Origin of the sequence: Sorangium sp. So ce321, from assembly GCF_051530195.1 — a bacterium.
In the GTDB taxonomy this organism is placed as follows: Bacteria; Myxococcota_A; Polyangia; order Polyangiales; family Polyangiaceae; genus Sorangium.
Window position 1 is genome coordinate 5,837,855 of sequence record NZ_CP150329.1, and the last position, 23,717, is coordinate 5,861,571.

The 23,717-nt window shown below is 72.9% G+C and carries 16 protein-coding genes; 5 read left to right on the top strand and 11 right to left on the bottom strand.

All coding sequences use genetic code 11. From position 1 onward, the window contains the following. Positions 1-44: 44 nt before the first annotated feature. The gene (locus tag WME89_RS21410; protein WP_438010980.1) at positions 45-215 is read left to right on the top strand and encodes a hypothetical protein; all 171 of its coding nucleotides are present in this window, start codon (positions 45-47) and stop codon (positions 213-215) included. Between the two features lie 166 nt (positions 216-381). On the opposite strand, the gene WME89_RS21415 is transcribed toward WME89_RS21410, so the two are convergent. Both WME89_RS21415 and WME89_RS21420 read right to left on the bottom strand, forming a co-directional pair. Then, the gene (locus WME89_RS21415; RefSeq protein WP_438010981.1) at positions 382-1,932 is read right to left on the bottom strand and encodes a pectate lyase family protein; all 1,551 of its coding nucleotides are present in this window, start codon (positions 1,930-1,932) and stop codon (positions 382-384) included. Between the two features lie 119 nt (positions 1,933-2,051). After that, positions 2,052-3,323: a pectate lyase family protein gene (locus WME89_RS21420; RefSeq protein ID WP_438010982.1), complete on the bottom strand. Its 1,272-nt coding sequence runs from the start codon at positions 3,321-3,323 to the stop codon at positions 2,052-2,054. A 734-nt stretch (positions 3,324-4,057) separates the two neighbouring features. Between WME89_RS21420 and WME89_RS21425 the strand changes: the two genes are divergently transcribed. From WME89_RS21425 to WME89_RS21435, 3 genes are all read left to right on the top strand, one after another. After that, the gene (locus tag WME89_RS21425) at positions 4,058-5,296 is read left to right on the top strand and encodes a pectate lyase family protein (protein WP_438010983.1); all 1,239 of its coding nucleotides are present in this window, start codon (positions 4,058-4,060) and stop codon (positions 5,294-5,296) included. A 128-nt stretch (positions 5,297-5,424) separates the two neighbouring features. Further along, positions 5,425-6,687 (top strand): pectate lyase family protein, encoded by a 1,263-nt coding sequence (locus WME89_RS21430; RefSeq protein ID WP_438010984.1) that lies wholly within the window; start codon positions 5,425-5,427, stop codon positions 6,685-6,687. A 148-nt stretch (positions 6,688-6,835) separates the two neighbouring features. Beyond that, positions 6,836-7,798, top strand: a complete 963-nt coding sequence (locus tag WME89_RS21435; protein ID WP_438010985.1) for a Uma2 family endonuclease — start codon at positions 6,836-6,838, stop codon at positions 7,796-7,798. Between the two features lie 96 nt (positions 7,799-7,894). Here WME89_RS21435 and WME89_RS21440 read toward each other — a convergent pair whose 3' ends face one another. The 9 genes from WME89_RS21440 to WME89_RS21480 all read right to left on the bottom strand — a co-directional run bounded on the left by WME89_RS21440 (position 7,895) and on the right by WME89_RS21480 (position 18,826). Further along, on the bottom strand, positions 7,895-8,671 hold the full coding sequence (locus WME89_RS21440) for a hypothetical protein (RefSeq protein ID WP_438010986.1): 777 nt from the start codon (positions 8,669-8,671) through the stop codon (positions 7,895-7,897). 146 nt (positions 8,672-8,817) lie between these two features. Further along, complete coding sequence (locus tag WME89_RS21445; RefSeq protein WP_438010987.1) at positions 8,818-9,966, bottom strand: response regulator; 1,149 nt, start codon at positions 9,964-9,966, stop codon at positions 8,818-8,820. Further along, a complete protein-coding gene (cheB, locus tag WME89_RS21450) occupies positions 9,963-11,021 on the bottom strand; it encodes a chemotaxis-specific protein-glutamate methyltransferase CheB (protein WP_438010988.1) in 1,059 nt (352 codons plus the stop codon). The genes WME89_RS21445 and cheB overlap by 4 nt, the downstream gene beginning before the upstream one ends. A 47-nt stretch (positions 11,022-11,068) precedes the next feature. Next, positions 11,069-13,138: a hybrid sensor histidine kinase/response regulator gene (locus WME89_RS21455; RefSeq protein ID WP_438010989.1), complete on the bottom strand. Its 2,070-nt coding sequence runs from the start codon at positions 13,136-13,138 to the stop codon at positions 11,069-11,071. Positions 13,139-13,150: 12 nt separating this feature from the next. Further along, positions 13,151-14,626 (bottom strand): CHASE3 domain-containing protein, encoded by a 1,476-nt coding sequence (locus WME89_RS21460; protein ID WP_438010990.1) that lies wholly within the window; start codon positions 14,624-14,626, stop codon positions 13,151-13,153. Further along, on the bottom strand, positions 14,623-15,177 hold the full coding sequence (locus WME89_RS21465) for a chemotaxis protein CheW (RefSeq protein WP_438010991.1): 555 nt from the start codon (positions 15,175-15,177) through the stop codon (positions 14,623-14,625). Before WME89_RS21465 ends, WME89_RS21460 begins: the two co-directional genes overlap by 4 nt. Then, complete coding sequence (locus tag WME89_RS21470; protein ID WP_438010992.1) at positions 15,174-16,712, bottom strand: CheR family methyltransferase; 1,539 nt, start codon at positions 16,710-16,712, stop codon at positions 15,174-15,176. The genes WME89_RS21465 and WME89_RS21470 overlap by 4 nt, the downstream gene beginning before the upstream one ends. Continuing rightward, positions 16,709-17,146, bottom strand: a complete 438-nt coding sequence (locus WME89_RS21475; RefSeq protein WP_438010993.1) for a chemotaxis protein CheW — start codon at positions 17,144-17,146, stop codon at positions 16,709-16,711. Before WME89_RS21475 ends, WME89_RS21470 begins: the two co-directional genes overlap by 4 nt. Positions 17,147-17,386: 240 nt before the next feature. After that, a complete protein-coding gene (locus WME89_RS21480; RefSeq protein ID WP_438010994.1) occupies positions 17,387-18,826 on the bottom strand; it encodes an ABC transporter substrate-binding protein in 1,440 nt (479 codons plus the stop codon). Positions 18,827-19,507: 681 nt separating this feature from the next. On the opposite strand from WME89_RS21480, the gene WME89_RS21485 reads away from it, so the two are divergent. Beyond that, positions 19,508-23,710 carry a DNA topoisomerase 3 gene (locus WME89_RS21485; RefSeq protein ID WP_438010995.1) on the top strand — a complete coding sequence of 1,401 codons (4,203 nt, stop codon included), beginning with the start codon at positions 19,508-19,510 and terminating at the stop codon, positions 23,708-23,710. Positions 23,711-23,717: the final 7 nt, after the last annotated feature.

The following is a 23,717-nucleotide window of genomic DNA, read 5'->3' on the forward strand; positions in this document are numbered from 1 at the left end:
AGCAATCGAAGCATGATCCCTATCTAGAACGATGAGGGCATCGATTGCAATCGTTCGTGCCCTCGAAGCTCGAATTCGCCATGGTCGAGGAGGTCGGCGCTGCCGCGCCGACCTCGGGGATCCCGGCCTTTCACGAGCTGACGAGCGATCGTGCGGAATATGACAGTATGACAGAACGCGTCGTCTGGCGCTGGGTGTCGTCAACCCGAAGTTGACAGTCAACCCGAAGTTGACAGTCAACCCGAAGTTGACAGTCAACCCGAAGTTGACAGTCAACCCGAAGTTGACAGTCAACCCGAAGTTGACAGTCAACCCGAAGTTGACAGTCTGGGCGCCGTGTCACGACTGGCCGCCTCCGCCCCGCCGGATGGCAAGCGCCTGCTACTCGAGATCATCCGCGAAGCGCTCGAGCCAGGCCTCGATGTCCTCGGCGGGGACGACGAGCGGCCGCGAGGTCGGCTCTGCCGTGGGGTAACCGCCCACCTCCTCCTGGCTGTTCACGAACATGCCACCGCCGGACACGACGTCTGCGATGATGCGCAGATCGACCTCATCGCGATCTCTGGGGCGTGCGCCGGCGTGCGCGAGCACCGAGTCGACCACCGACGTCGCGGGGAGCGCGACGAGGCCGTCGGGCCACACCGGCTTCTCGGGGAGGACGACGATGTCCGGGGAGGCGATGGGCGCCGCCGCGCCGAGGGCGTCCACGGCGATGTTGTCCTCGAGATAGGCTGATCCCAGCGAGTTGGTGCCCACCATCGGGAGTCCCGGCTTCGTGTTCACGCCGTGCCGCATGTAGTTGCCGACGATGCTGACCCTGGGCGGCTCCGGCGTGATGCCCGAGCTCTCCCACTCCCTGAGGACGGGGCCGAGCCGCATCGCCCATTTCCCCGGATTGTAGACGACGTTGTTCACGATCGTCCCCGTCGCGAACCCCTTGTACCAGGGGTTTCGCTCGTCGTTGTGGGCGTAGAGGTTGCCGACGACGGTGACGTCGGTGCAGTAGTCGTGCACGAGGGTGCCCATGGAATGGGCGCCCTTCTCGTGGACGGACTCGACGAGCCCTTCGGCGATGATGTTGTTGCTGAGGGTGACGCGGCGCGAGGTCCCGTCGGGGCCGTCGAAGCGGGGGCCGGAGACCGACAGGTTCTCGTCGACGCCCCAGGCCACCGAGCAATGATCGACGACGATGTTGTACGCCGAGGCGCCGTCGGTCGTGACGTCGGGCTCGAACCCCGACGCGGGCGCGGCGCCGGCGTCGCCCATCCTGAAGCGGAGGTGCTGGATCCGCACGTCGTGCGTGCGGATCCTCATGCCGCCGCGGATGAGCGTGATGCCCGGCGAGGGCGCTGTCTGGCCGGCGATCGTGACGAACGGCTCGGTGATGTCGAGGCGGGCCTTGTTCAGGTCGATGACGCCGCCCACCTCGAACACGACGATGCGTGGCCCCGGCGTCGCCAGCGCCTCGCGCAGCGAGCCCGGTCCATCGGCCGCGAGGCTCGTCACCTTGAGGACCGCGGCCTCGCCTTCGACCGGCCCCGAGCCGCCGCCGCCTGCCGAGCCGGTGCTGGCGGAGCTGCCGCCTGCCGAGCCGGTGCTGGCGGAGCCGCCGCCGTCGCCGCCTGCCGAGCCCGTGGAGGCGGAGCCGCCGCCGCCGTCTGCCGAGCCGGTGCTGGCGGAGCCGCCGCCGCCCCCGGCCGAGCCGGTGGAGGCGGAGCCGCCGCCGTCGCCGCCCGCCGAGCCGGTGGAGGCGGAGCTGCCGCCGTCGCCGCCTGCCGAGCCGGCGGTGGCGGAGCCGCCGCCGTCGCCGCCCGCCGAGCCGGTGGAGGCGGAGCTACCGCCGTCGCCGCCTGCCGAGCTGCTCGTCGTGGCGCCGCTCGTCGCGGAGCCCGTTCCTTCATCGGAGCCGTTCGAGCATGCTGCGAAGATCATGAGCATCGCGAGGGCGACCGCGCCGGGCGCCCTGCGAGTGCGTGAAGGTCGATCGTGCACTGGTACCTCCGTCGTGGGTACAGCCCCTGCTTCGAGGGGTCTGCGTCTGCTGGGGAGCCTCAAGGGTCGATCTTGCCGACGCCCGCGCCGGCCATCACGAGCGCCGGGACATCCATGCTCCTGTCCAGCGTGTAGTCGTAGTAAGTGCTCGGCTCGATCACCGGGCCGGCCACCTCGATCTCGTGATTGCACTCGACGAGCGTGTTGTCCCTGGCGATCATGCGACCAGGCTCGTTGTCCTCGAAGAACACCCGGCCAGGGTTGTTGACGCTGAAGAAGTAGTTGCCCTCGGCGACCACCCCGGCGTTCCAGGTCGCGGCGATTCCATAGCTGTTGTCGTTGTAATAGTTGTTGTAGACGTGAACGGGCTCGCCGAAGCGGACCCGCGGGTTCCGCTGGTCGGAGCGGTCGAAGAAGTTGTGATGGTAGGTGACCCGGAGCCGGCCGACGTCCTGGGAGGCGCCGAGCTCGTCGTGCCCGAGGAGGCAGGTCTTTGTGTGGTCGTAGAAATGGTTCCAGGACACGGTGATGAGGTCCGAGCCCCGCTTGATGTCGAGGGCGCCGTCGCCGCCGTTCGAGAGATCGCAGTGGTCGATCCAGATGTGGTGGGAGAACATCTGGATGTTGATGAGATCGTCCGAGGCCCCGGTGATCTTGAGGTTGCGGATGATGATGTTGTGAACGGCGTCCGGCGGGGGCGAGGTGATGGCGTCGTCGACGGGCAAGCCGATCTTGAGGCCGCCCCCGGTGAGCGTCGCGTCCGCGCCGAGGCCCACGATCGTCTTGTGCGACGTCACGTCGTGCATGCCGTCGGTGGTGCCGGTGGGCAGCGCGATCGTCCCCGCGACCTGGATGACGTGGGGCCCGGGGCGCGCGATGTAATCGAGCAGCTCCTCCGTCGTGGAGACCGTGACGACAGGGCCGCCGGCGCCGCCGGTGGTGGTCCTGATCCCGTAGCCCTCGACGGACGCGAACCCGTCCGGCCCGCCGGCGATCACCGGAGGCCCGCCGCCGGCCCCGCCCTGGCCGCCCGCGGCGGCGCTGCCGCCCTGGTCGCCGGCAGCTGCGCTGCCACCCTGGCCGCCGGCTCCCGTGACGGCCCCGCTACCAGCGCCGGCGCTGGCCTGGCTGCCGGCGCCCGTGCCCGCGTGGCTGCCCGCGCCCGCGCCGCTCTGGTTGCCCACGCCTGCGCCGCTGCTCGCGCCCGGAGCACCGCCGCCGCCGCCCTGTCCGGCCGCCTCGTCGGTCGGCCCGGGCGAGCTCGCTGCCCCGGAGCAACCGGCGAGGAGTGCGCAACTGAGAAGGACGAACGAGAGAGCAGCGGCTTTCATTGCAATCCTATCCTTTCGAATGGAGACACTCGCTCGGGCGCGCCAGGCGCCGAGATCACGCGGGACGACAACGGCGCACCGCGCGGCCACGGTCGCTGCGCTCGATGCACCCGCGCCCCGGCGTGGCGCCCTGCGCGTCGCGCAGTCCGGGCCGCGCGGCGGTGACGGCCGAGCGGGGCCCGAGCCGCGCCTCCTTCACGAGGCGGCGAGACAAGCAACGACAATGCCGCTTGCCTGACCCCGCGTACCGGCGGCCGATTCCGGCCTTCAGCGAGCCGCGCTGCGCTCGTGGCGTGGAGGTCCTCGTCGCGGCGCGTCGTGGCGCCGCAACGTCAACCACGGGTTGACGTGATTGACGTTCTCCACGCACCACGGTGTCAACCGCGCGTTGACCCGCAGCTCCCGGGGGGAGCTCCGCTGGCGCCGTCGTTGATGGGGTCCCTCACGCCAGCGCCGGCGCGCCACCAGGCCAGAGCGAGGTCACCGCGCCCGCTTCCGCACGAGGTCCCCGGAAACGCCGGGCGGCCGCGCCAGCAGCGCGTCGAGCGGCACAGCCGTTGCGTAGATGTTGCATCGAAGTTGCGAGTCGCGCCGGCCAGGCGAAGGCGAGCCGCGGAGGCCCGAACGTGGCGCCGTGGGTGAGCGCCATGCATCGAGCTCCGACGTCCGCGGCCTCGACGACGGACAGAGCGATGAAACCAGCAGTCCAGTCGAGGCAGAGGTGAAGCTGAAGAATGAGCTCAAGCAGCAACTCGGTTCGGATCCTCGTGTTCCCGCTCGCGATCCTGGCGATCGGCCTGCCGGCGTGTGGAGGCGCCGAGACCAACCCTCCATCCGCGGACGGAGCCGCGGGCTCCGGGGGCTCGGCCCCGATCGGCGCCGGGGCGACGGCAGGCTCCGGGGCGACGGCAGGCTCCGGGGCGACGGCAGGCTCCGGCTCCGGCGCGACGGGCGGCGGTGGCGAGCCCGGCGGCAGCAGCGCCACGAGCGGGGCAGGGGGCGCACCCGGCGCGTCGACGGCCGGGGCGGGCGGCGATCCCTCGACGGATCCGCCGCCACCCGCGCCGGAGGACGGTCCCATCGGGTTCGCGTCGCTCAACGGCGGAACGACCGGCGGCGAAGGGGGAATGGTCGTGACGGTCTCGGACGCGGCGTCGCTCACGGAGGCCATGGTGGGCACCGAGCCGCTCATCATCCAGATCTCCGGGACCATCGAGCTGTCCGGCATGAACGACGTCGGCTCGAACAAGACCATCGTCGGCCTCGGCTCGGACGCGAAGATCGTGGGCGGCGGGCTGTACCTCTACAGGGAGAAGAACGTCATCATCCGGAACATCACGTTCCAGGACGCGAACGAGGACGCCATCGGCATCACCACCGAGACGACGAACGTCTGGATCGATCACTGTACGTTCATGAACGGGGCGGACGGCCTCGTCGATATCGTCCGGGAGTCGTCGTACGTGACCCTGTCGTGGAACGTCTTCAGGAACCATCACAAGACGATCCTGATCGGGCACTCCGACGCGGCCTCGTCGGACGCCGGGTTCCTCAAGGTCACCCTCCACCACAACTGGTTCGACGCGACCCAGACGCGCCACCCGAGCGTCCGCTTCGGCCAGGTGCACGTGTTCAACAACTACTATCTCGACAACCTCTCGTACGGCGTCGCGTCGCGCATGGAGGCCGACGTCGTCGTGGAGGGCAACTATTTCCTGAACACGTGGTTCCCTTGCCGGGCGGGGTACGCCGACTCCGAGCCGGGAGACATCGTCGAGCGCGGCAACATCATCGAGACGACGATGCCGCCTCCCCCGTCGGAGGACCCGAACGATCCCCCGCCTCCCGCGACGCCGGTCTGCGAGACGCGCGGCACCGCGTTCGACCCGGCCGCAGCGTACTCCTACACCGCCGACCCGGCGGAGAACGTCCCGGCGCTGGTCATGGGCCACGCCGGGGCTGGGCGGCTCTGATGGCGCCGCGACCGGCCCGGCGCGCGGCAGAGCGGCTGGCGCGCGGGCGGCGCATCCGCTGACGAGGCCGGCCGCGCTCGCTGCGAGCGCGGCGCGGTCTCCGGAAGATCACGAGAAGAGGAGGACCCTTGAAGAAGAGGACATGGTGCTTGGCGGGGCTCGCGCTCGGGTGCGCCGCGCTCGCGATGGGCTGCGGCGACGGGGCAGGGGACGCGACGTCGAGCGGAGGAGGAGGCGGCGGCGCGTCCGCGCCGGGTCAGGGCGGCGGGCCTGCTGCCGGGTCGACCGGGGCAGCTTCCACGGTCACGAGCGGCGTCCAGAGCTCTTCTGCATCCAGCGCATCCAGCGCATCCAGCGCGTCCGGCGGGGGCGCGAGCGCCACGTCGTCGAGCGCCGGCGCCGGGGGCTCCCCGTCGTCGGGCGCCGGCGGCGGCGCCGCCGTCCCGGGGCTGGTCGGGTTCGCGGCCTACGACGCCGACGGCCTGGCCACGACCACGGGCGGCGCCGGCGGCGAGGTCGTCACCGTAACGAGCTACGCCGAGCTCGTCGCCGCCGTGAGCGACGACGCGCCGAGGGTCGTCCGGATCGCGGGCACGATCGCGGGCGGCGGCGCCCCGATGCTGCGCGTGCGCTCCAACAAGACCCTGATCGGCGTGGGCGCCGACGCGACGATCGACGGCTTCGGCTTCGACGTGAGCGGCTGGACCGAGGAGCTTTCGGCCAGCACGGGCGGGACCTGCACGGCGTCCACGCCGGAGGGCTACACGCCGGTGTCGAACGTCATCATCCGGAACCTCACGTTCGTCAACTCGCAGGACGACTCGATCAATGTGCCGTGCTTCTCTCACCACGTGTGGGTCGATCACAACACCTTCGAGCGCAGCCACGATGGCTCGGTCGACGTGAAGCGCGGCTCGGATTGGGTCACCGTCTCGTGGAACCACTTCCACATGACGGACAAGACCATGCTGCTCGGCCACGACGACGGGAACGGCGCTCAGGACACGGGCCGATTGCACGCGACCTATCACCACAACTGGTTCGATCACAGCAACCAGCGCCATCCCCGGGTCCGCTTCGGGCACGCCCACGTGTTCAACAACTACGCCGTCGGGCTCGGCGATTACATGGTCGGCAAGGGCGTGGGCTGCTCAATCCACGCCGACGGCAACTACCTCCAGGACGCCGAGGAAGCCACCGACGACTACGGCGGCACCGACATCACGTGGACCGACACCAACATCCTGGTCAACACGGATCCCGCGATCGCGAACGGGCAGGGGTTCGATCCGGCGGAGTTCTACGCGTGGACGCCGGATCCCGCCGAGGCGCTCCCCACGCTCGTCCCGGCCGGCGCGGGCGCCGGCGTGCTGACCGGCGACGAGCACTGACCAGGCGGTCGCGGCGCTCCCCGCCGGACCGCTGCCCGCGCAGCAGACCGGCGCGCGGCGCCTCGGTGGCTGATCGCGCCGGCCTCGGCCCGGCGCGGGATGGCCCTTGACCTCAGCGCTGCCTCATCGTTGGTGCTAGGGTCCTGGCATGGTCCAACCCGCCTCCGGGACGCCGAGGCCGCCTGGCCCCCCGCTGGTCGCGCCGACGGAAGAAGAGTGGCGCGCCATGTCCCTGGCAGAGCGCGAGAGCTTGCTGGTGCGGATCCTGGACGCCCTGTCGGACCCGCGCAGCGCGATGGCCGAAGGGCGTCCGCACCAGAAAGCCAAGGGGCGGGCGATCGACATGCTGACCCTGCACTTCGGCTCCACGGGTCGCGTCATCTACCTGGCAGAGGAGCTGGCGGTCCTCTACCCGGGCGAAGACGTCTTCGTCCCGGATATCCTCGCGGTGCTGGACGTACCGCAGCCCGAGGACGATCCGCGGATGGCGTGGGTGGTGGCCGACGAGGGCAAAGGCTTGAGCCTCGTCCTGGAGGTGCTCCACCAGGGCGATCGGAACAAGGATCTCGTCGCCAACGTCGAGCGGTACGCGCGGCTGCGCATCCCGGAGTATTTCGTCTACGACCGGCTCCGGCAGCAGGTCCACGGCTACCGTCTGCCGAGCCCGGATGCCGAGCGCTACCAGCGCATCGTGCCGCAGATGGGGCGTTACTCGTCGGCGGTGCTGGGCCTCGACCTGGCGGTCAGCGGAGGAAAGCTCCAGTTCTTCTACGGCATGGCCGAGCTGTTCGGCTCCGCCGACCTGATCGACCGGCTTCAGGGAATGATGAACGACCTGGAGACGAGGGCCGAGCAGGCCCAGGCTCAGGCCGAGCAGGCCCAGGCTCAGGCCGAGCAGGCCCAGGCTCAGGCCGAGCAGGCCCAGGCTCAGGCCGAGCAGGCCATGAAAGGCCTGAGAGAGGCCCTCCTGGCCGCGCTGGAGATGCGCCAGCTGCCGCTCCCGCAGGAAGCGCGCGCCCGCGTGCTCGCCTGCCAGGAGCCGGCGACGCTTCAGCGCTGGCTGCTGCGCGCGATGAGCGCCAGCTCGCTCGACGAGGTCTTCGCGGCGTAGCGACGCCCGCCGTCCCTCGTGCCCGCCGGCCTGGCGTGGCTTGTCGGGGCGTGGCCCCTGGCGCGGGGTCGCTGCGGCGGGCTCGCCGTGCTCGGATCAGCCTCGCCAGCCGGGCGGGGGCTTGGCGAAGCCGGTCTCGGCGGGGAACGGGCTGGCCGTCTCGCGCTGGGAGAGCCCGTCCACGTCGATCCCGAGCGCCCGCAGCCCCTCGCGCTGCTCGTAGCGGACCACCAGCACGGCCGCGGGCTTCGGCGTCGCCCGGTCGAACTGCGTCGAGGTGATCCGCGACTCGCGCCGCTCGCCGAACGTCGTGCCGAGCCCCTTCGGCGCCGCCGGCGCCGGCGCGGCGCCCGGCGCCCGGGGGACAGCGGGCGCCGGCGGGGGAGCCCCGGCCGGCGGACCGAACCCCTGCGGCGCCGGCGCCGGCGGCCCGCCGAACGACGACGCGAACGGCGGAGGCGGCGGGGGCGGCGGGGGCGCCAGCTCCTCGAACACCGCCACGCCGATGACGCCCACGTTGCGCGGCTTGCCGATCTGCGCCGCATACGACTGCTCGATGCTCCCGAACCGGAACGTCGCGACCTCGGTGTGGCTGATGCGGAATCCGCTGAACTCGAACGATTCGTGAGGCCTGATCACGAGCCCGCGCAGGTCGAACGACGCGTCCTTGCCGCTCTGCACGTCGAGGCCGTCGACCGACGGCACCACCTCCACGCGCCCGCCGGTCAGGTTCCGCACGCGCAGCGCGTAGCGCTGGCCCGACCGCCCCTCGACATACGTCGTGTCCCGCTGGACGTACTCCCGCGCTGGCGTGAGCGCCCCGTTCTCCTCGACGAGCAGCTCCACCTCGACGATCCCCTTCAGGTCCCGCATGCGAGTTCCCCTCTTCTGAGTGCCGCAGCGCCGCGTGCCGCCGGCCTCCCGCCACGCGACGGCGAGCGTCCGGAGACTACGTGAACCTGCGCGGCGCACCTGTGTCAAGGCGACAACAAGAATCGCCCCGACGCCTGGAAGCCCGCTCAGCCAGCGGCCGACGCCGCCTCCCGCGCGAGCATGCTGATGGCCGCGATGCCGCGCTCGGAGTCCTCCTCGTTCAGGAACATCCGCAGCGTCTCGCGGATCGCGGGCAGCGCGCGGTGGAGGTCCTCGGGCGACATCGACCGCGGCTCGATGCCGGCGCGCCGGCACGCCCGGACGATCGTGCTCGGCCCGATCACGCTCGAGAGCCCGCTCACGGCGACCACCCGCTCGAACAGCGAGCCGCTCGCCGGGACCACGCTGAGCGAGCCCGTGCGCGAGCTCGATGGCGCCTGGTCCGGGCTGCTCCCCGCGCGCCGCGGGGGCGCGCCGCCGCCAGCCGCGCTGGCCGCGCCGAGCGCGGGCTTCTGCCGGAACAGACCGCGCAGCCGCGACTTCAGCATGGTCAGCTCGGGCGCCTTCAGCACGAAGTCCTCCACGCCGATGCGCGCGCCCTCTTCCCGGGTCTCGGCGTCGTCGTGCCCGGTCAGGATGACGACGGGGATATGGCACAGCGAGCCCGACTGCTTGATCCGCCGCGCGGCCTCCAGGCCGCCCATCCCCGGCATCAAGAGGTCCATGATCACGCAGTCGACCCCCTCGATGGCGAGCAGGCTCAGCGCCTCCTCACCCGACTGCGCCGGGATGACGTCGCACCCGTCCTGCCTCAGGACCTGCGCGAGCGAGGCACGGTACGTGGGGCTGTCGTCCACGACGAGGATCTTCTTGCCGATGAGGGCCGGCCCGGTGCCCTCGGCCGCGCGGCGCGCGCTGCTGCGCTGGTTCACGAGCTCCGTCGCCCGGAGCGCGAGGTAGCCCCCGTCGTACGGCTTCCCGACGTACTCGTCGGCACCCATGCTCAGGCCCTGGATCCGGTGCTTCACCTCGACCTCGGTGGACAGGAGGATGACCGGGAGCTGCACGAGATCGGCCGAGGAGCGGATCTCCCGGAGGATGTCGAGCCCGTCGCCATCCGGCAGGAGCACGTCGAGGATCACGAGCGAGAAGGTCCTCGACTTCAGGACCTTCTGCGCGAGCGCCTTGGTCTCGCACGCCGTCACCACGAACCCGGCGCCGGGGCCGCTGAGCAGGCTGCGCAGGTCCATGCGCACCGTGAGGCTGTCGTCGACGATGAGGACTTGCGGCTTCATGGCGATTCTCTCCTGCTCCTGGACAGCGCGAGCAACGTAGGGCCGATGGCGCCCACCGGTAAGATGTGGTGCGCCGCGCCCCGCGCGATGGCCTCCCTCGGCATCCCGAAGACGACGGAGGACGACTCGTCCTGCGCGAGCGTCATGGCGCCCGCGCGCTTCATGGCGAGCATCCCCTCGGCGCCGTCGCGGCCCATGCCGGTCAGCAGGCACCCGATGGCGCGCTCGCTGAGCTCTCCGGCCACCGACTCGAAGAGCACGTCGACCGAAGGGCGGCAGGAGTGCCGCTCCGGATCGGCGGTCAGCCGGAGCCGCCCCTGGCGGACGACGAGGTGCCGGTCGGGCATCGCCAGCCGCACGCCAGGGCGCGCGAGCGGCTCCCCGTCGGCCGCGATCGAGACAGGGAGCGAGAGCTGCCCGCCCAGCCACTCCGCGAAAGCGGGCGCGAACGGCGCGCCGATGTGCAGGACGAGCAGGATGGGCACGGCGAACGACGCCGGCAGCGGCCTCAGCGCGTCGGCGATCGCCGACGGCCCCCCGGTCGAGGCGCCGATCGCGATCGCCCGACAAAGGCCCTCGCCGGCGGGCCCCGCGTGCGCGCCGTCCGCGGGGCCCGGCAGGGCCGCGGGCCGGAGCTTCCGGCGCAGGTGCGTGATCACCTTGATGCGGGCGACGCGCTTCACCGCGGTCACGAGCCGAAGATCCCAGGCGCCGCCCGCGTCGGCGCCCGAGGCGCCGACCGACGGCTTGTCGAGCACGTCCACGGCGCCCGCCGACAGCGCGTCGAACGTGCCGAGCGCCCCGCCGCGCTCGAGCGAGGCCGAGACGATGAGGATCGGCGTGGGGCAGTAGGCCATCACGTGCTCGGTCACCGCGAGCCCGCTGCCCTTCGGCATCATCATGTCGAGCGTGATCACGTCCGGCCGCAGCTGCGCGCACAGGGCGATCGCGGCCTCCCCGTCGGCGGCCTCGCCGACGACCTCGAGCTCGTGGTCCGTCTCGAGCGCGGCCACGATGCGCCGGCGGACCGTCCGCGAGTCGTCGACGACCAGCACGCGGATCCTCCGCACGGGGAGGCGGGGCTCGGCCCTCGGCGGCTGGGTCATGAAGGCGCCCCCTGCGCTCGCCAGAGGAGCCCGGCCACCGTGTCGAGCAGCCGCCGCTGGTCGAACTCGCCCTTCACGATGTAGTCGTCCGCGCCCGCCTCCTCGGCGCGGCGGCGATCGGCCGCCGACGACAGCGACGTCACGATGACGAGCGGCGTCTCGCGCAGCGCCGGGTCGGCGCGCACGCGCGCGGCGAACTGGAAGCCGCTCATGCCCGGCATCTCCACGTCGACGAGGAACAGGCCGTAGCGCCGCTCGGCCGCCTTCCTCAGGCCCTCCTCGCCCGACGACGCGAGATCGACCTCGTAGCCCCCGGACTCCAGGATGCTCTGCTCGAGCATCCGGGTCGTGAGCGAGTCGTCCACGACGAGGATCGGCGGGGGCGCGCGCCGCTCCCGGCGGTCCTCCGCGCCCGGGCCGGCGGCGCGCACCAGCTCGATCAGGCCCCGCGGATCCAGGACCAGCACCGGGTTGCCGCGCACGTCGAAGCTCGCCCCCGACACGGCGGGCGGCGCCCCCGCCGCCGCGGGGAGCGGCTTCACGATGACGGGCACGGCGCCGAGGAGGCGCTCGGCGCCGAGCACCGCCAGCGACGCGCCCGCCGCGACGACGACGGCGCAGCGCGGCTCGCCGCTGGGCGCCGCCGCGCCGAGCACCGACGCGAGCCGCGCGAACGGCACGAGGCGATCCTCCACGACGATCGCGTCGCGCTCCGCGCCGCGGACGATCGTGTCCGCCCCGAGCCGGAGCGCGCACCGCACGGCGTCGAGCGGCAGGAGCGCCGTGTGGCCGCCGTCCTCGAGCCGCAGCGCGATCACCGACGACAGGGAGATCGGGACCACGAGCTCGATCGTGGTCCCGCGCCCGGGCTGGCTCTGCGCGCTGGCCGTGCCGCTCAGCTTCGAGGCGGTCTCGCGCACCACGTCGAGGCCGACGCCGCGGCCCGAGAGCGAGGTGATCGCCTCGCACGTGCTCACGCCAGGCCCGAAGATGAGCTCCAGCGCCTCCTCCGCGGTGAGGTCGTACGACTCCGCCTCGCCGCGCAGCCCGGCGCGGACGACCGCCTTCCGGACGGCGGCCACGTCGACGCCGCGGCCGTCGTCGCTGCAGATCAGGGCGACGCGGCTGCCCCGCCGCTCGACCCGGAGCGCGATCTGGCCGGCGGCCGGCTTCCCCGCCGCGCGCCGCGCTGCCTCTGGCTCGATCCCGTGGTCGATGGCGTTCCTCGCCATGTGCAGCGCCGCGTCCCGCAGCGCGGAGATCACGGTGCTGTCGAGCCGGATGTCGCCGCCGCTCGCCTGGAACTCGACCCGCTTGCCGAGCGACTCCGCCGCCTCGCGGACCGCGAGCTCGACCGCCTCGAGCACGCCGGCGCACGGCAGGAGCTGCAGCTCGCGCGTGCGCGCCTGCGCCTGCCGGAGCTCGCTCGAGAGCCTGTCGGTGCCGCTCGAGAGCTCGACGCGCGCGACCCCGAGCGCGGCGCGCAGCTCCCGGTACAGCGCGCCCGCCCTCTTCGCGCCGAGCTCGCCGAGGCCGCGCGCCGCCTCCTCGGGCGAGCCCACGGCCCCGAGCGCGTCCGCGAGGCGCTCGGCTCGATCGAGCGCGTCCGCGCAGCTCCGCAGCGACTCGAGCTGCACGATCGCCTCGCCGATCGCGTCGGCGAGCTCGCTCACGTGGGCGAGGTCGACGCGCGCCACCTCGTCGTGCGCGCTGCGCCGGCTCGCGCGGCCGACCTCGGCCTCGCCGGGCTCGCCCGGCTCGTGGAGCCGGGCGACCTCGTCGCGGATCAGCCCGATGAGCCGCAGCAGCTCGCTCATGTGCGCGGCCGGGATCGGCTGGTGGTCCTTGCGGAACGGCGTGAGCACGTCCTCGACCGTATGGGCGAGCTCGGCGATCTTGAGCTGCCTGGCCGCCCCGGCGGCCCCCTTGAGCGTGTGCGCCAGCCGGAAGCACTGGTCGAGCGACTCCCCCTGGCCGCCCTGCTCCTTCAGGTCGAGCAACCCCCACGCGAGCCCGTCCGCGAGCTCCTGGGCCTCCATCCGGAAGTACTTGAAGAGGTCGCTCACCAGGGCTCGCCCCTATGCCCCGGATGGCCGCTGCTGGACGAGGCGGACGAGGTCCTTCGAGAGCGCCGCCAGCTCCGAGGACGTCTTGAGCGTCACCGACGAGCTCGACTCGGTCTCGCGGGCGGTGCGCGCCACGTCGAGCAGGGCCGCGTTCACCTGCTCGACCGCCGTGGCCTGCTGCTTCGTGCTGAGCTCGATCTCGCGCGACGCCTCGGCCGTGCTGCTGACGAGCTCCGAGATCTGCCGGAAGCTCGTGGCGACGTCGCCGAACTGGCGCGCGCTCGCGTCGACGGCCTTCGAGCCGCTCTCCGTCGCGATGACGGTCGTGTTCGCGGCCGAGCGGATCTCCTCGATGAGCGCGCGGATCTCCTTGGTCGAGCCGCCCACGCGGTCGGCGAGCTTGCGGATCTCGTCGGCGACCACCCCGAAGCGCCTGCCCGCGTCGCCCGCGCCGGCCGCCTCGATCGTCGCGTTGATCGCCAGGATGTTCGTCTGCTCGGCGAGCTCGTTGATGATCTGAAGGATGCCGCCTATCTCCTGGGATTTCTTGCCGAAATCGAGCATGTGCAGGACGATCTGCTCGACCTGCCGCTGGACGCCGTCGATGCCCTCGCGCGCCCGCTTCACGGTGTCGTCGCCGGCGCGCGCGGCCGCCGCCGTGTCGGCGGCGATCTGCGTCACCCGCTGCGTGCTCTCGGCGATCTGGTGCGACGTCGAGAGCAGCTCCCGCATGGTCGCCGAGACCTCGCTCGAGGTGGTCGCCTGCTCCTTGGAGCCCTGCGCCTGCTGCGTCGCGGCGGCCTGGAGCTCCGTCGCGGAGCTCTCGATGCGGCGGGTCGCCGAGCGGACGCGGCGGTTGATGCCGCGGATGATCAGGAAGCCGACGCCGGCGACGACGAGGATCGTGAACGTGGAGCCCGCGGTCAGGGTGGCGAGCAGGCGCCGCTCGCTCTCCGTGGCCTGCCTCTCCCGGGCCTCGAGGACGCGCATCTCCTCGGCGCGGAGCTCGCCGGCGACGGCGCGGAGCTCATCCATGGCCCGCCGGCCGCGGCCGCTCGCGACGGTCCTCGCGGCGGCCTCGGCGCCCTCGCGGCGGCGCTCCTCGATCGTGAGGCGCATCTCCTCGAGCTTGTCGCGCATGATCGGCCGGAGCCGATCGAGCCGCTCCTGCTCGACCGGGCTGTCCTCGGTCAGCCGGCGCAGCTCCTCGTAGTCGGCGTCGAGCGAGTGCAGCGCGACCCCGTAGGGCTCGAGGAATGCGTCGTCCCCGGTGATGATGAACCCCCGCTGCCCCGTCTCCGCGTCGAGGAAGTGGGCGTGGAGCTCGTCGAGCTCCGCGAGCACCCGGTAGGTCTGCTTCAGCTCCTGGCTGATCTCGAGCAGGCGCGCCGCGTTGTGCACCGAGACGACGGCCAGCATGATCAGCACGATGAGGGGGAAGAGCAGGCTGGCGGCGATCTGCTGCGGGATGGTCCACGTGGTCTTCATCGATCTTCCTTGGGACGCGCGGCGCCTCGGTGGGCCCGGCGCAGGACGGTGGCCGCGACAGCGGGGACGCGAAGGAGGCCTCGCGGCGCGCCGTCGACGTCGACGGCCTCCCTGACGTGCTCGCCTGCGTCGACGCCGTCGTCCGGGCGCACGTCGGCGCACGAGAAGCGAGCGTGGCCCTCGAGCTCGTCGATCGCGAGCGCGATCTCGGGGTGCTCGGCGCAGACGAGGAGCCAGCGCGGCGCCGGCCCCGCGACGCCGGCGCGCGGCCGGCCGCCGACGAGCGCGGCGAGGTCGTACACAGCGACGAGCCGGCCGCGCAGGCCGGCGAGCCCGAGCAGCCCCGGCGGCCCGCCGGCGAGCGGCACGATCCGGCGGCAGGGCTCGACGGCGGCGAGCTCGTCGACGCGCGCGACGAGCCGGCGATCGCCCGCGCGGATCGCGAGCCCGCGCGCGGGCTCCTCGGGGCGCGCCTCGGCGGGCGCGGCGAACGACGCGTCGAAGGCGCGCCGCAGCTCGGCGAGGCGCTCGGCGAGGAGGGCGCGCCTCATCCGGCGTGACCTCCCCCGGCCTGGAGCTCGGCGTGGCAGAGGCCGATCAGCGTCGATCTCGGGAAGCCGCCGCCGAACAGCACGAGCCGCTCCTGCTGCTCCGAGACGAGCAGCGCCGCCGCGCGCCCGAGCTCGTCGCGCGTCGTGGGGAGGTCGCCGGCGCGCTTCGCGAGCAGCCCGAGCCGGAGGTGCGGCATGGCGAAGGTCGGATCGCGCGACGCCGCGGCCTTGTAGTGCTTCGCGGCGCCCGCGACGTCGCCATCCTGCTCCTGGCAGAGGCCGAGCACGTAGTGCGCCGCGCCGCTGTCGCCCGCGTCGAGCGCGCTCTGGCAGGCGCGCGCGGCGCCGGCCAGGTCCCCCTGCTGGCAGAGGATCACGGCGCGCAGCAGGTCGACGCGGGCGCGCGACGCGGTCCGCCGGGGCAGCCCCGCGAGCGCCGCCATCGCGTCGGCGAACCGCTCGCCGCCGATGAGCTGCAGCGCCCTGTCGATCGCCGCGAGCTCGGCCGGAGGCGGGGGCCTCGTCGAGGGGCGATCGCGCGCCTCGGCCGCGCCGCGCGGCGGGGCGGCCGAGGCGCGCCGCGGGGTCGGCGACACGCGCTGGGCGACCTCGGCGACCCGCGCGGAGGACTCGTGGATGCTCGCGACCCACGCGCTCGCGCGCGCGGCGTCCCCGGGCGGCCGGGCGGCGCGGCCGTGGCGCGCGTCGCTCCGCCGGTAGTAGAAGGTGCCGTGGGTGTGCACCACCTCGAACGCGGCGCTCGCGGCGCGGAGCGACTCGCTCGCGGCGACGAAGAGGAAGCCGCGCGGCGCGAGCGCGCCGGCGAAGCGGTCGAGCAGCTCGGCCACCTTCTGCGGCGCGAGGTACATGAGCACGTTGCGGCAGAAGATCGCGTCGAAGGCGCCCGGCTTCCAGAAGGCGGGGTCGTCGTCGAGGAGGTTCTTGACCTCGAAGTCGACGAGCCGGGCGATGTCCTTGCGCAGCGCCACATCGCTCCCTGCGCGCACGAAGAACCGCTTGCGCATGTCGTCCGGGACCGCGCGCAGGGTCCACTCCGAGTACCGCGCCTGCCGCGCCCGCTGGATGGCGCCCGGGTTGACGTCGACGCCGGCGACCCTGATCCGGCCCGGCAGGAGCCCCGGGTAGGCGGTGTGGAGCGCGATCGCGAGCGTGTACGCCTCCTCGCCCGTGGCGCAGCCGGCGGAGAGCACGGTGATGGGCTCGCCGTCGGCGCGCGCGGCGAAGCGCTCGGGCAGGGCGATGTCGGCGCACGCCTCGATCTGCGGCCATTCCCGGAAGAAGAACGTCTCGCCGACCGTGAGCTGACCGGCGAGGACGTGGAGCTCCTCGCGGGCGATCTCGGGTCGATCCAGCGCTCGCCGGTAGTCGCTCAGATCGTCGCAGCCCCGGGCGCGGACCCGCTCGCGCAGCACGGCCTCGAGGTCCGCGCCGAGGTGCAGCGACGCGCGGGAGAGCCCGAGGCGCTCCTCGAGGAACTCCTCGAGCGGGCCGAGGTCGTGCGGGGCGGTGCTCACGCCGCGCCTCGGAGGAAATACCACACGGCCTCGGGCAGGAGCCGCGCCGTCTCGAGCAGCGCGAGCGACTGCCCGTCGAGGGTGCCGAGGCGGTCCACGCACGCCGGCAGGGCCTGGGAGACGAGCGGCGGCGTCCGCTCGAGGGTCGCCGGGTCGAGGCTCTTGATGCCGAGCACCTCGTCGACCTCGAGCGCCAGCGGCCGCTCCCCGACCCGGACCGAGACGAGGCGCGCCCCCCGCTGTCCATCGGCGATGCCGAGCAGCGCCGCGAGGTCGAGGACGGGCACGTGCGCGCCCCGGATGACGGCCAGCCCGCGCACGAACGGCGGCGCGCCCGGGAGGCTCCGGACGTCGAGGGCGCGCATGGTCTCGGTCACGGCGCCGAGCGGCAGCGCGCAAAACCAGGATCGGACGCGGACGACCAGGGCTCTCACCCGTGCCGTCCCCTCTGACGCGCAGGTCTCGGCGGCGCGGTACGGGAAGCTACGTCGTGCATCATGCGGGGACCTGCGGCGCGCGGGCGAGAACCTCCCGTCACGATACCCAGTTCTCGAAGGATCTTGAAGACGTGGGCGGCGCCTGCGGCCTCGCGCGGATGAGCCTGTCAAAGCATGACTCGTGGGCTCCTGTCGCCGGTGTCGGCATGGCGCGCTGGGCTCCGGCGTGAGGCGATGTCACGGGGCGTTGACCTGCAGCTCCTGCGCGGCGCGGGCCTTGAGCTCGTCGAGCTGCCTGACGTCGCCTCGCCGCTCGCGGGCCCAGGTCTCCGCGTAGTCCTTCGACAGGAAGGCGGCGAGGTCGCCGTCCGGGCTCTCGGCGTACCACGCCTGGTCGGCGAGGAGCTTCAGCCCCGTGTGCCGGTCGTGCACGAACATGGCCCGGAGCTGCCGGCCCTCTGCCTCGAGCGCCAGGCGCGCCGCGAGCGCCGAGGCCGGGCTCTCGTACGACCGGACCCTGGTCTCGCCGGTCACCCAGAGCTGCGCCGCGCGCTTCGGCTCCGCGATCGGCGCCCCGGTGCGCGCGTCGCGATCCGTGAGGGGCACCTTCGTGTGGCGCGCGAGCCGCTCCTCGTACTTCACGCCGGACGCCTCGCACGCCTGCCGCAGGTAGCGATCGTCCGCGAACCGATCGACGTCCAGGGAGGCGTTCGTCCGCTGGAGCAGCGCCAGCGTGTCCGCGGCCACCCGCAGCCCGCGGAGGACCTGGGGCTTGAGCGTGACGTCGCGCGTCTGGACGCCGAGGGGACCGTGGAACATGTAGGCCACCTCGGCGTCGACCCCGGTCACCTGCTCGATCACCTCGCTGTACCGCTCGGGGTCGCGCTCGACGATTCGGTCTGCCTCGATGACCGCGCGGAGGAGCCCGACGACGACCTCGGGGTGATCCTCCGCGTAGGCGGCGCGCACCAGCATGCCGTGAGAGGTCGGGATCTGCGTGGTCGCGCCGTCGTAGATCTTCCGCGCGACGCCGCGGAAGGGGAACAGCTCGGCGAAGGGGACGAAGGCGGCGTGGGCGTCGATGGTGCCCGCCTTCAGCGCGGCCTCGGCCTCGCCGGGCTGCTGCGAGACGAGGGTGACGTCCCTCTCCGGATCGAGGCCGACGTCGCTCAGCGCGCGCAGCAGCATCCCGTGCGCCGTCGAGCCGAACGGCACGGAGATGCGCTTGCCCTTGAGGTCGGCCACGGTGTGCGCCGGGGAGTCGAGCGGGACCACGATCCCGTTGCCCGCGCCGGCGGCGCTGCCCGAGAGCGTCGCGATGTAGAGGGTGGGCTTGCCCGCCTGCCGGGACGCGATGCCGTTCATCACCGCGGGGAAGTCGGCCATCATGCCGAAATCGAGGTTACCGGCGATCATCTCCGCCGTGATCGGGGGACCGGACGAGAAGTCCCGCCATGCGATCTCGTAATGGACGTCCTTGTACGGCCCCTCGCTGGGGAGATACCGCTTGAGCAGGTCGAGCTCGCGGACGAGCAGCCCGCCCGTGGCGCAGCTGATGGTGGCGTTCTGCGTGCCGATCGCGACGCGGATCGTCTTCTTTTCAGAAGGGGTACAAGCGGCGCCGAGGACGGCGATGACAAGGCAGAACACCCACCGCCACGAGCAGAGCTTCGTCATATATGAAGTGACTTATCGTCGATGGTCGCAGGCGAACTGGCGACTGTCAAGCGCGGATGAGAGATGTGTAGTCGCTCGACATGCGGCGTGCGGAGCGTTGGATAAAGACGAGTCCGGCCGGCGCGAACGGCCAGATTCGATGCGACTTCGATTCGCCTTTCCGCCCTCGGCTCAGCTTCGATTTACCTTCGGTTCGCCTTCTATTTACCTTCTACATACCTTCGGTTCACCCTTGAGCCAGCCTCGGGCGATGTCGATCGATGTGGTCGTGTCGATGTCGGCCGTGTTTCGCGCGGCCTACGACGCCGGGTGTGACGCATGTGCTCCTGAGGAGGACATGGTGTTTTGGACTGACCTCTTCATGGAGCGCCGCCCGCACTCACCAGGACAGGAACCGCCGTTTGGCGCCCGGCCGGGCGCTGGCGGCGCACACGGCCGCCGAGGCCCGGCCGGCCTCTTCGCTGGCGGACAGCGGCCGCGGCGCCCGGCTGCGCCTGCCGGGCGGGCCCAGGGCCGCAGCGGCGGCCGGGCAGCGCGGCGGTGCGGCGGTCGAAGCCGCTGGCGCAGCTCGGGCGCGGGCGGCCGGGCCGGCGCGCTTCTCGATACCGCCCGGGCGCGGCACGCGCTATCACGGCACCCGCCGGGCGTTCAGGTACACGCTGGCGCCTCCCAGGTCCCCGCATGATCGCCGTGGTCGCAGAGAAGCCCGCCGTCGCCCGCGACATCGCTGCGGTGCTCGGGGCCTCGCGGCGCGCGGAGGGCTTCCTCGAGGGGGGCGGCTACGTCGTCACGTGGGCGGTGGGGCACCTCGTCGCCATCGCCGAGCCGCACCAGATCGACCCGGCCTGGAAGCGCTGGCGCCTCGACCTCCTCCCGATGCTGCCCGGGCGGTTCCCGCTCGTGGTCCTCCCCGGGACGCGGGCGCAGTTCGAGATCGTCCGGAAGATCCTTGGCCGGCGCGACGTCGAGCGCGTCGTCTGCGCGACCGACGCGGGCCGCGAGGGCGAGCTCATCTTCCGTTACATCTACGAAGCGGCTGGCTGCACCAAGCCGGTCGAGAGGCTCTGGATCTCGTCGCTCACCCCCGACGCCATCCGCGACGGGCTCCGCAGGCTGCGCGACGCGCGCGGCTACGACGGCCTCGCCGACGCCGCGCGCGGGCGCAGCCGGGCGGACTGGCTCGTCGGCATGAACCTCTCGCGCGCCTACAGCCTCGCCTTCGACCAGGATCTCTCGGTCGGCCGCGTGCAGACGCCCACGCTGTCCATCGTCGTCGAGCGCGAGCTCGCCATCCGCCGGTTCGTCCCGGAGCCGTACCTCGAGGTCGTCGCGACCTTCTGCCCGTACCGGGAGGGGGGCGCGGGCGCGGCCGAGGCGTCCTACAAGGGCACGTATTTCCGCGACAGGGACCTCCCCGGCGAGCAGCCCGGCGCCGCGGGGGGCGACGAGAAGCACGAGACCGCGCCGGCGCGGCGGCGCCTGCCGCCGGACGGCGAGGAGGCGAAGCGCATCGTCGAGCGGGCCCGGCGCGGCGAGGCGCGCATCGAGGCGATCAGGTCCGAGACCCGCCGCCTCCCGCCGCCGCTGCTCTACGACCTCACCGAGCTCCAGCGGCACGCCAACCGCCTTTACGGCTTCTCCGCGAAGAAGACGCTCGAGGTAGCGCAGACGCTCTACGAGCGCCGGAAGCTCATCAGCTATCCGCGCACCGACAGCCGGCACCTCTCGACGGAGGTCGCCGCGACGCTGGGCGCGGTGGTGCAGGCGGTCGAGGGCTCCTACCGCGGCATGCTCGCCCCGGGCACGGGGGCCCGGCCGCTCGGCAAGCGCTTCGTCGACGACGGCAAGGTCAGCGATCACCACGCCATCATCCCCACGGGGTCGGGGTCGTCGCGCGCGGAGCTCTCGGGCGATGAGCAGAAGATCTTCGATCTCATCTGCCGGCGCCTGCTCTCGGCGTGGCACGAGGACCACGTCACGTCGATCACCACGGTGATCACGGCGATCACCGCGCGCGGCGACGCTGGCGCGCCGGTCGTGGATCGCTACCACAGCGCGGGCAGCGTCGTGGAGAAGGTCGGGTGGAAGGTGCTCGACATCGGCTTCGGCAAGCAGCCCGCGAGGCCGCGCAAGAAGGGGGAAGGGGGCGGCGAGGGGCGCGAAGGAGACGAGGGGGAGGGCGATCGCGAGCGTGAGACGGCGGATCAGCAGCTCCCCGCGGGGCTCGTGAAGGGGCAGGTGCAGCTCGTGCTCGACGCGCAGGCGCAGGCCAAGAAGACGCGCCCGCCCCCGCGCTTCACCGAGGCCACGCTGCTCACCGCCATGGAGACGGCGGGCAGCAGCCTCGACGAGAAGGAGCTCTCCGAGGCGATGAAGGACTCGGGCCTCGGCACGCCGGCCACGCGGGCGGCGATCATCGAGACGCTGCTCCGGCGCGAGTACCTCGTGCGCAAGGGCAAGCTGCTGCACGCGACCGACAAGGGTATCGGGCTGATCGAGGTCGTCCACGCGGACGTGAAGAGCCCCGCGATGACGGGCGCCTGGGAGGCGAAGCTGGCCCGCATGGCCCGGGGCGGCGGCGATCTGCCGACGTTCATGGCGGGCATCGAGTCGTACGTGCGCCATGTGGTGGAGGAGGTGAGCTCGGGGCGGCGCCCGGCGAGCGCCGCGCCCCGGCCGGACGCCGAGGCGCCCGCGCGTCGGGAGAGCGGGGAGGCGAGGGCGCCGGGGAGCGGGCCTGGAGCCGCGCTCGCCGCGCCGGGAGCCCCCCGGGAGCGCGAGGCGACGCGCGCGCCGGCGCGCCGCGCTCCGGGCAGCAGCGCGGCGAGCGCCAGCGCGGCGAGCGCGCCGGCGACCGCGTCGCGCGGCGCCCTCCGGATGGCCGCGGCGGCGGCCGTGACGTCCTCGCCGGCGCGGGCGTCGGCGCGCGCACGCCCGGCGGCCGCGCCGGCAGCGCTGGAACGAGACGCGGCGGTGGTGCTCCCTCCGGCGCGCGCCGCGGCCAGCGCCTCGGCGCCAGGGCGCGGGGAGGGCGCCGCGTCAGCGCCGGCGCGCGCCGCGGCCGTCGCATCTTCCCGGGAGAGTCGGCCGGCGGACCTCCGCGAGCTGCTCCAGCAGTGCTTCGGCTTCCGCGGCTTCCGCCCCTACCAGGAGGCCGTCTGCCGGACGGCGGCCGCGGGGAGCGACGTGCTCCTCGTCATGCCCACCGGCGCCGGCAAATCGCTCTGTTACCAGCTCCCCGGGATCGCCCGCGGCGGCACGACGCTCGTCGTGAGCCCGCTCATCGCCCTCATGGAGGATCAGGCCGCCAAGCTCCGCGCGTGCGGCTTCGCAGCCGAGCGCATCCACTCCGGCCGGAGCCGGGCCGATTCCCGGAAGGCCTGCATCGATTACCTCGACGGCGCGCTCGACTTCCTGTTCATCGCCCCCGAGCGGCTCCGCGTGCCCGGCTTCCCCGAGCTGCTCGCGCGCCGGAAGCCGGTGCTCGTCGCCGTCGACGAGGCTCATTGCATCTCGAAATGGGGGCACGACTTCCGCCCTGATTACCGCATGCTCGGCCAGCGGCTCCCGGCGCTCCGCCCGGCGCCCGTCATCGCGCTCACCGCGACCGCCACGCCGGTCGTGCAGGACGACATCGTCGAGCAGCTCGGGCTCGCCTCCGCGTCGCGCTTCATCCACGGCTTCCGGCGGAGCAACCTGGGAATCGAGATCCTCGAGGTCAGCCCCGGAGAGCGCCTCGCCCGGGTGCGCGCGCTGCTCGGTCAGGAGGGCCGGACGCCCGCCATCGTCTACGCGCCGACGCGGAAGGAGGCCGAGTCGCTCGCCGCCGGCCTGGCCGAGGAGCTCCCCGCCGAGGCGTACCACGCGGGCCTCGCCGCCCCGGTGCGCGACCGGATCCAGGCGGCGTTCCTGGACGGCAGCACGGAGGTCATCGTCGCGACGATCGCCTTCGGCATGGGCATCGACAAGCCCGATGTGCGCACGGTCATCCACGCTGGGCTGCCCGGGAGCGTCGAGGGTTATTATCAGGAGATCGGCCGCGCCGGCCGCGACGGGCTCCCGTCGCGGGCCGTGCTGATGCACTCGTATGTCGACCGGCGAATGCACGAGTTCTTCCACGAGCGCGACTACCCTGATCCGGCGCTCCTGCAGCGGATCGAGGGGGCTCTCTCCGCCGAGCCGCGCCCGAAGGAGGTGATCCTGGGCGATCTGGGCATCGATCCCGAGGTCGCGGACAAGGCCCTCGAGAAGCTGTGGATCCACGGCGGCGCGCGCGTCGACGCGGACGGCGGCGTCGCCCTGGGCGACCCGGGGTGGCGCGCGCCCTACGAGGCGCAGCGGCGCCACAAGCTCGCCGAGCTCGTGCAGATGGCGCGCTTCACCGAGAGCCACGGCTGCCGCATGCTCCATCTGGTCCGCCATTTCGGCGACCAGGAGGACACCGGCGAGGTCTGCGGCCTGTGCGACGCTTGCGCCCCGGCCGCGTGCGCGGCGCGGGAGTTCCGGGCGCCGAGCCGCGACGAGGCGCAGGCGATCGCGCGGATCCTTGCGGCGCTGCGCGACGGCGAGCAGCCGACCGGGCGGCTCTACCGCGAGGCGTTCGCGGGCGGGTCGCTCGAGCGGCGCGACTTCGAGCACCTCCTCGGCGGGCTCGTGCGGGCGGGCCTCGTGCACGTCCGCGACGACTCGTTCGAGAAGGACGGCGAGACCATCGCCTTCCAGCGCGCGTCGCTCACGCCGCGAGGCCGCCTCGGCGAGCCGCCTGTCGACGTTCCGCTCGCGAAGGCCCCGCCGAAGGTGAAGAAGCGGCAAGGCGCGTCGTCCGATGCGCGGCGGTCGTTCTTCGCCCGCAAGGCGCAGCGGAAGAAGGGCCGGCCGCGCTGAGCGGCGG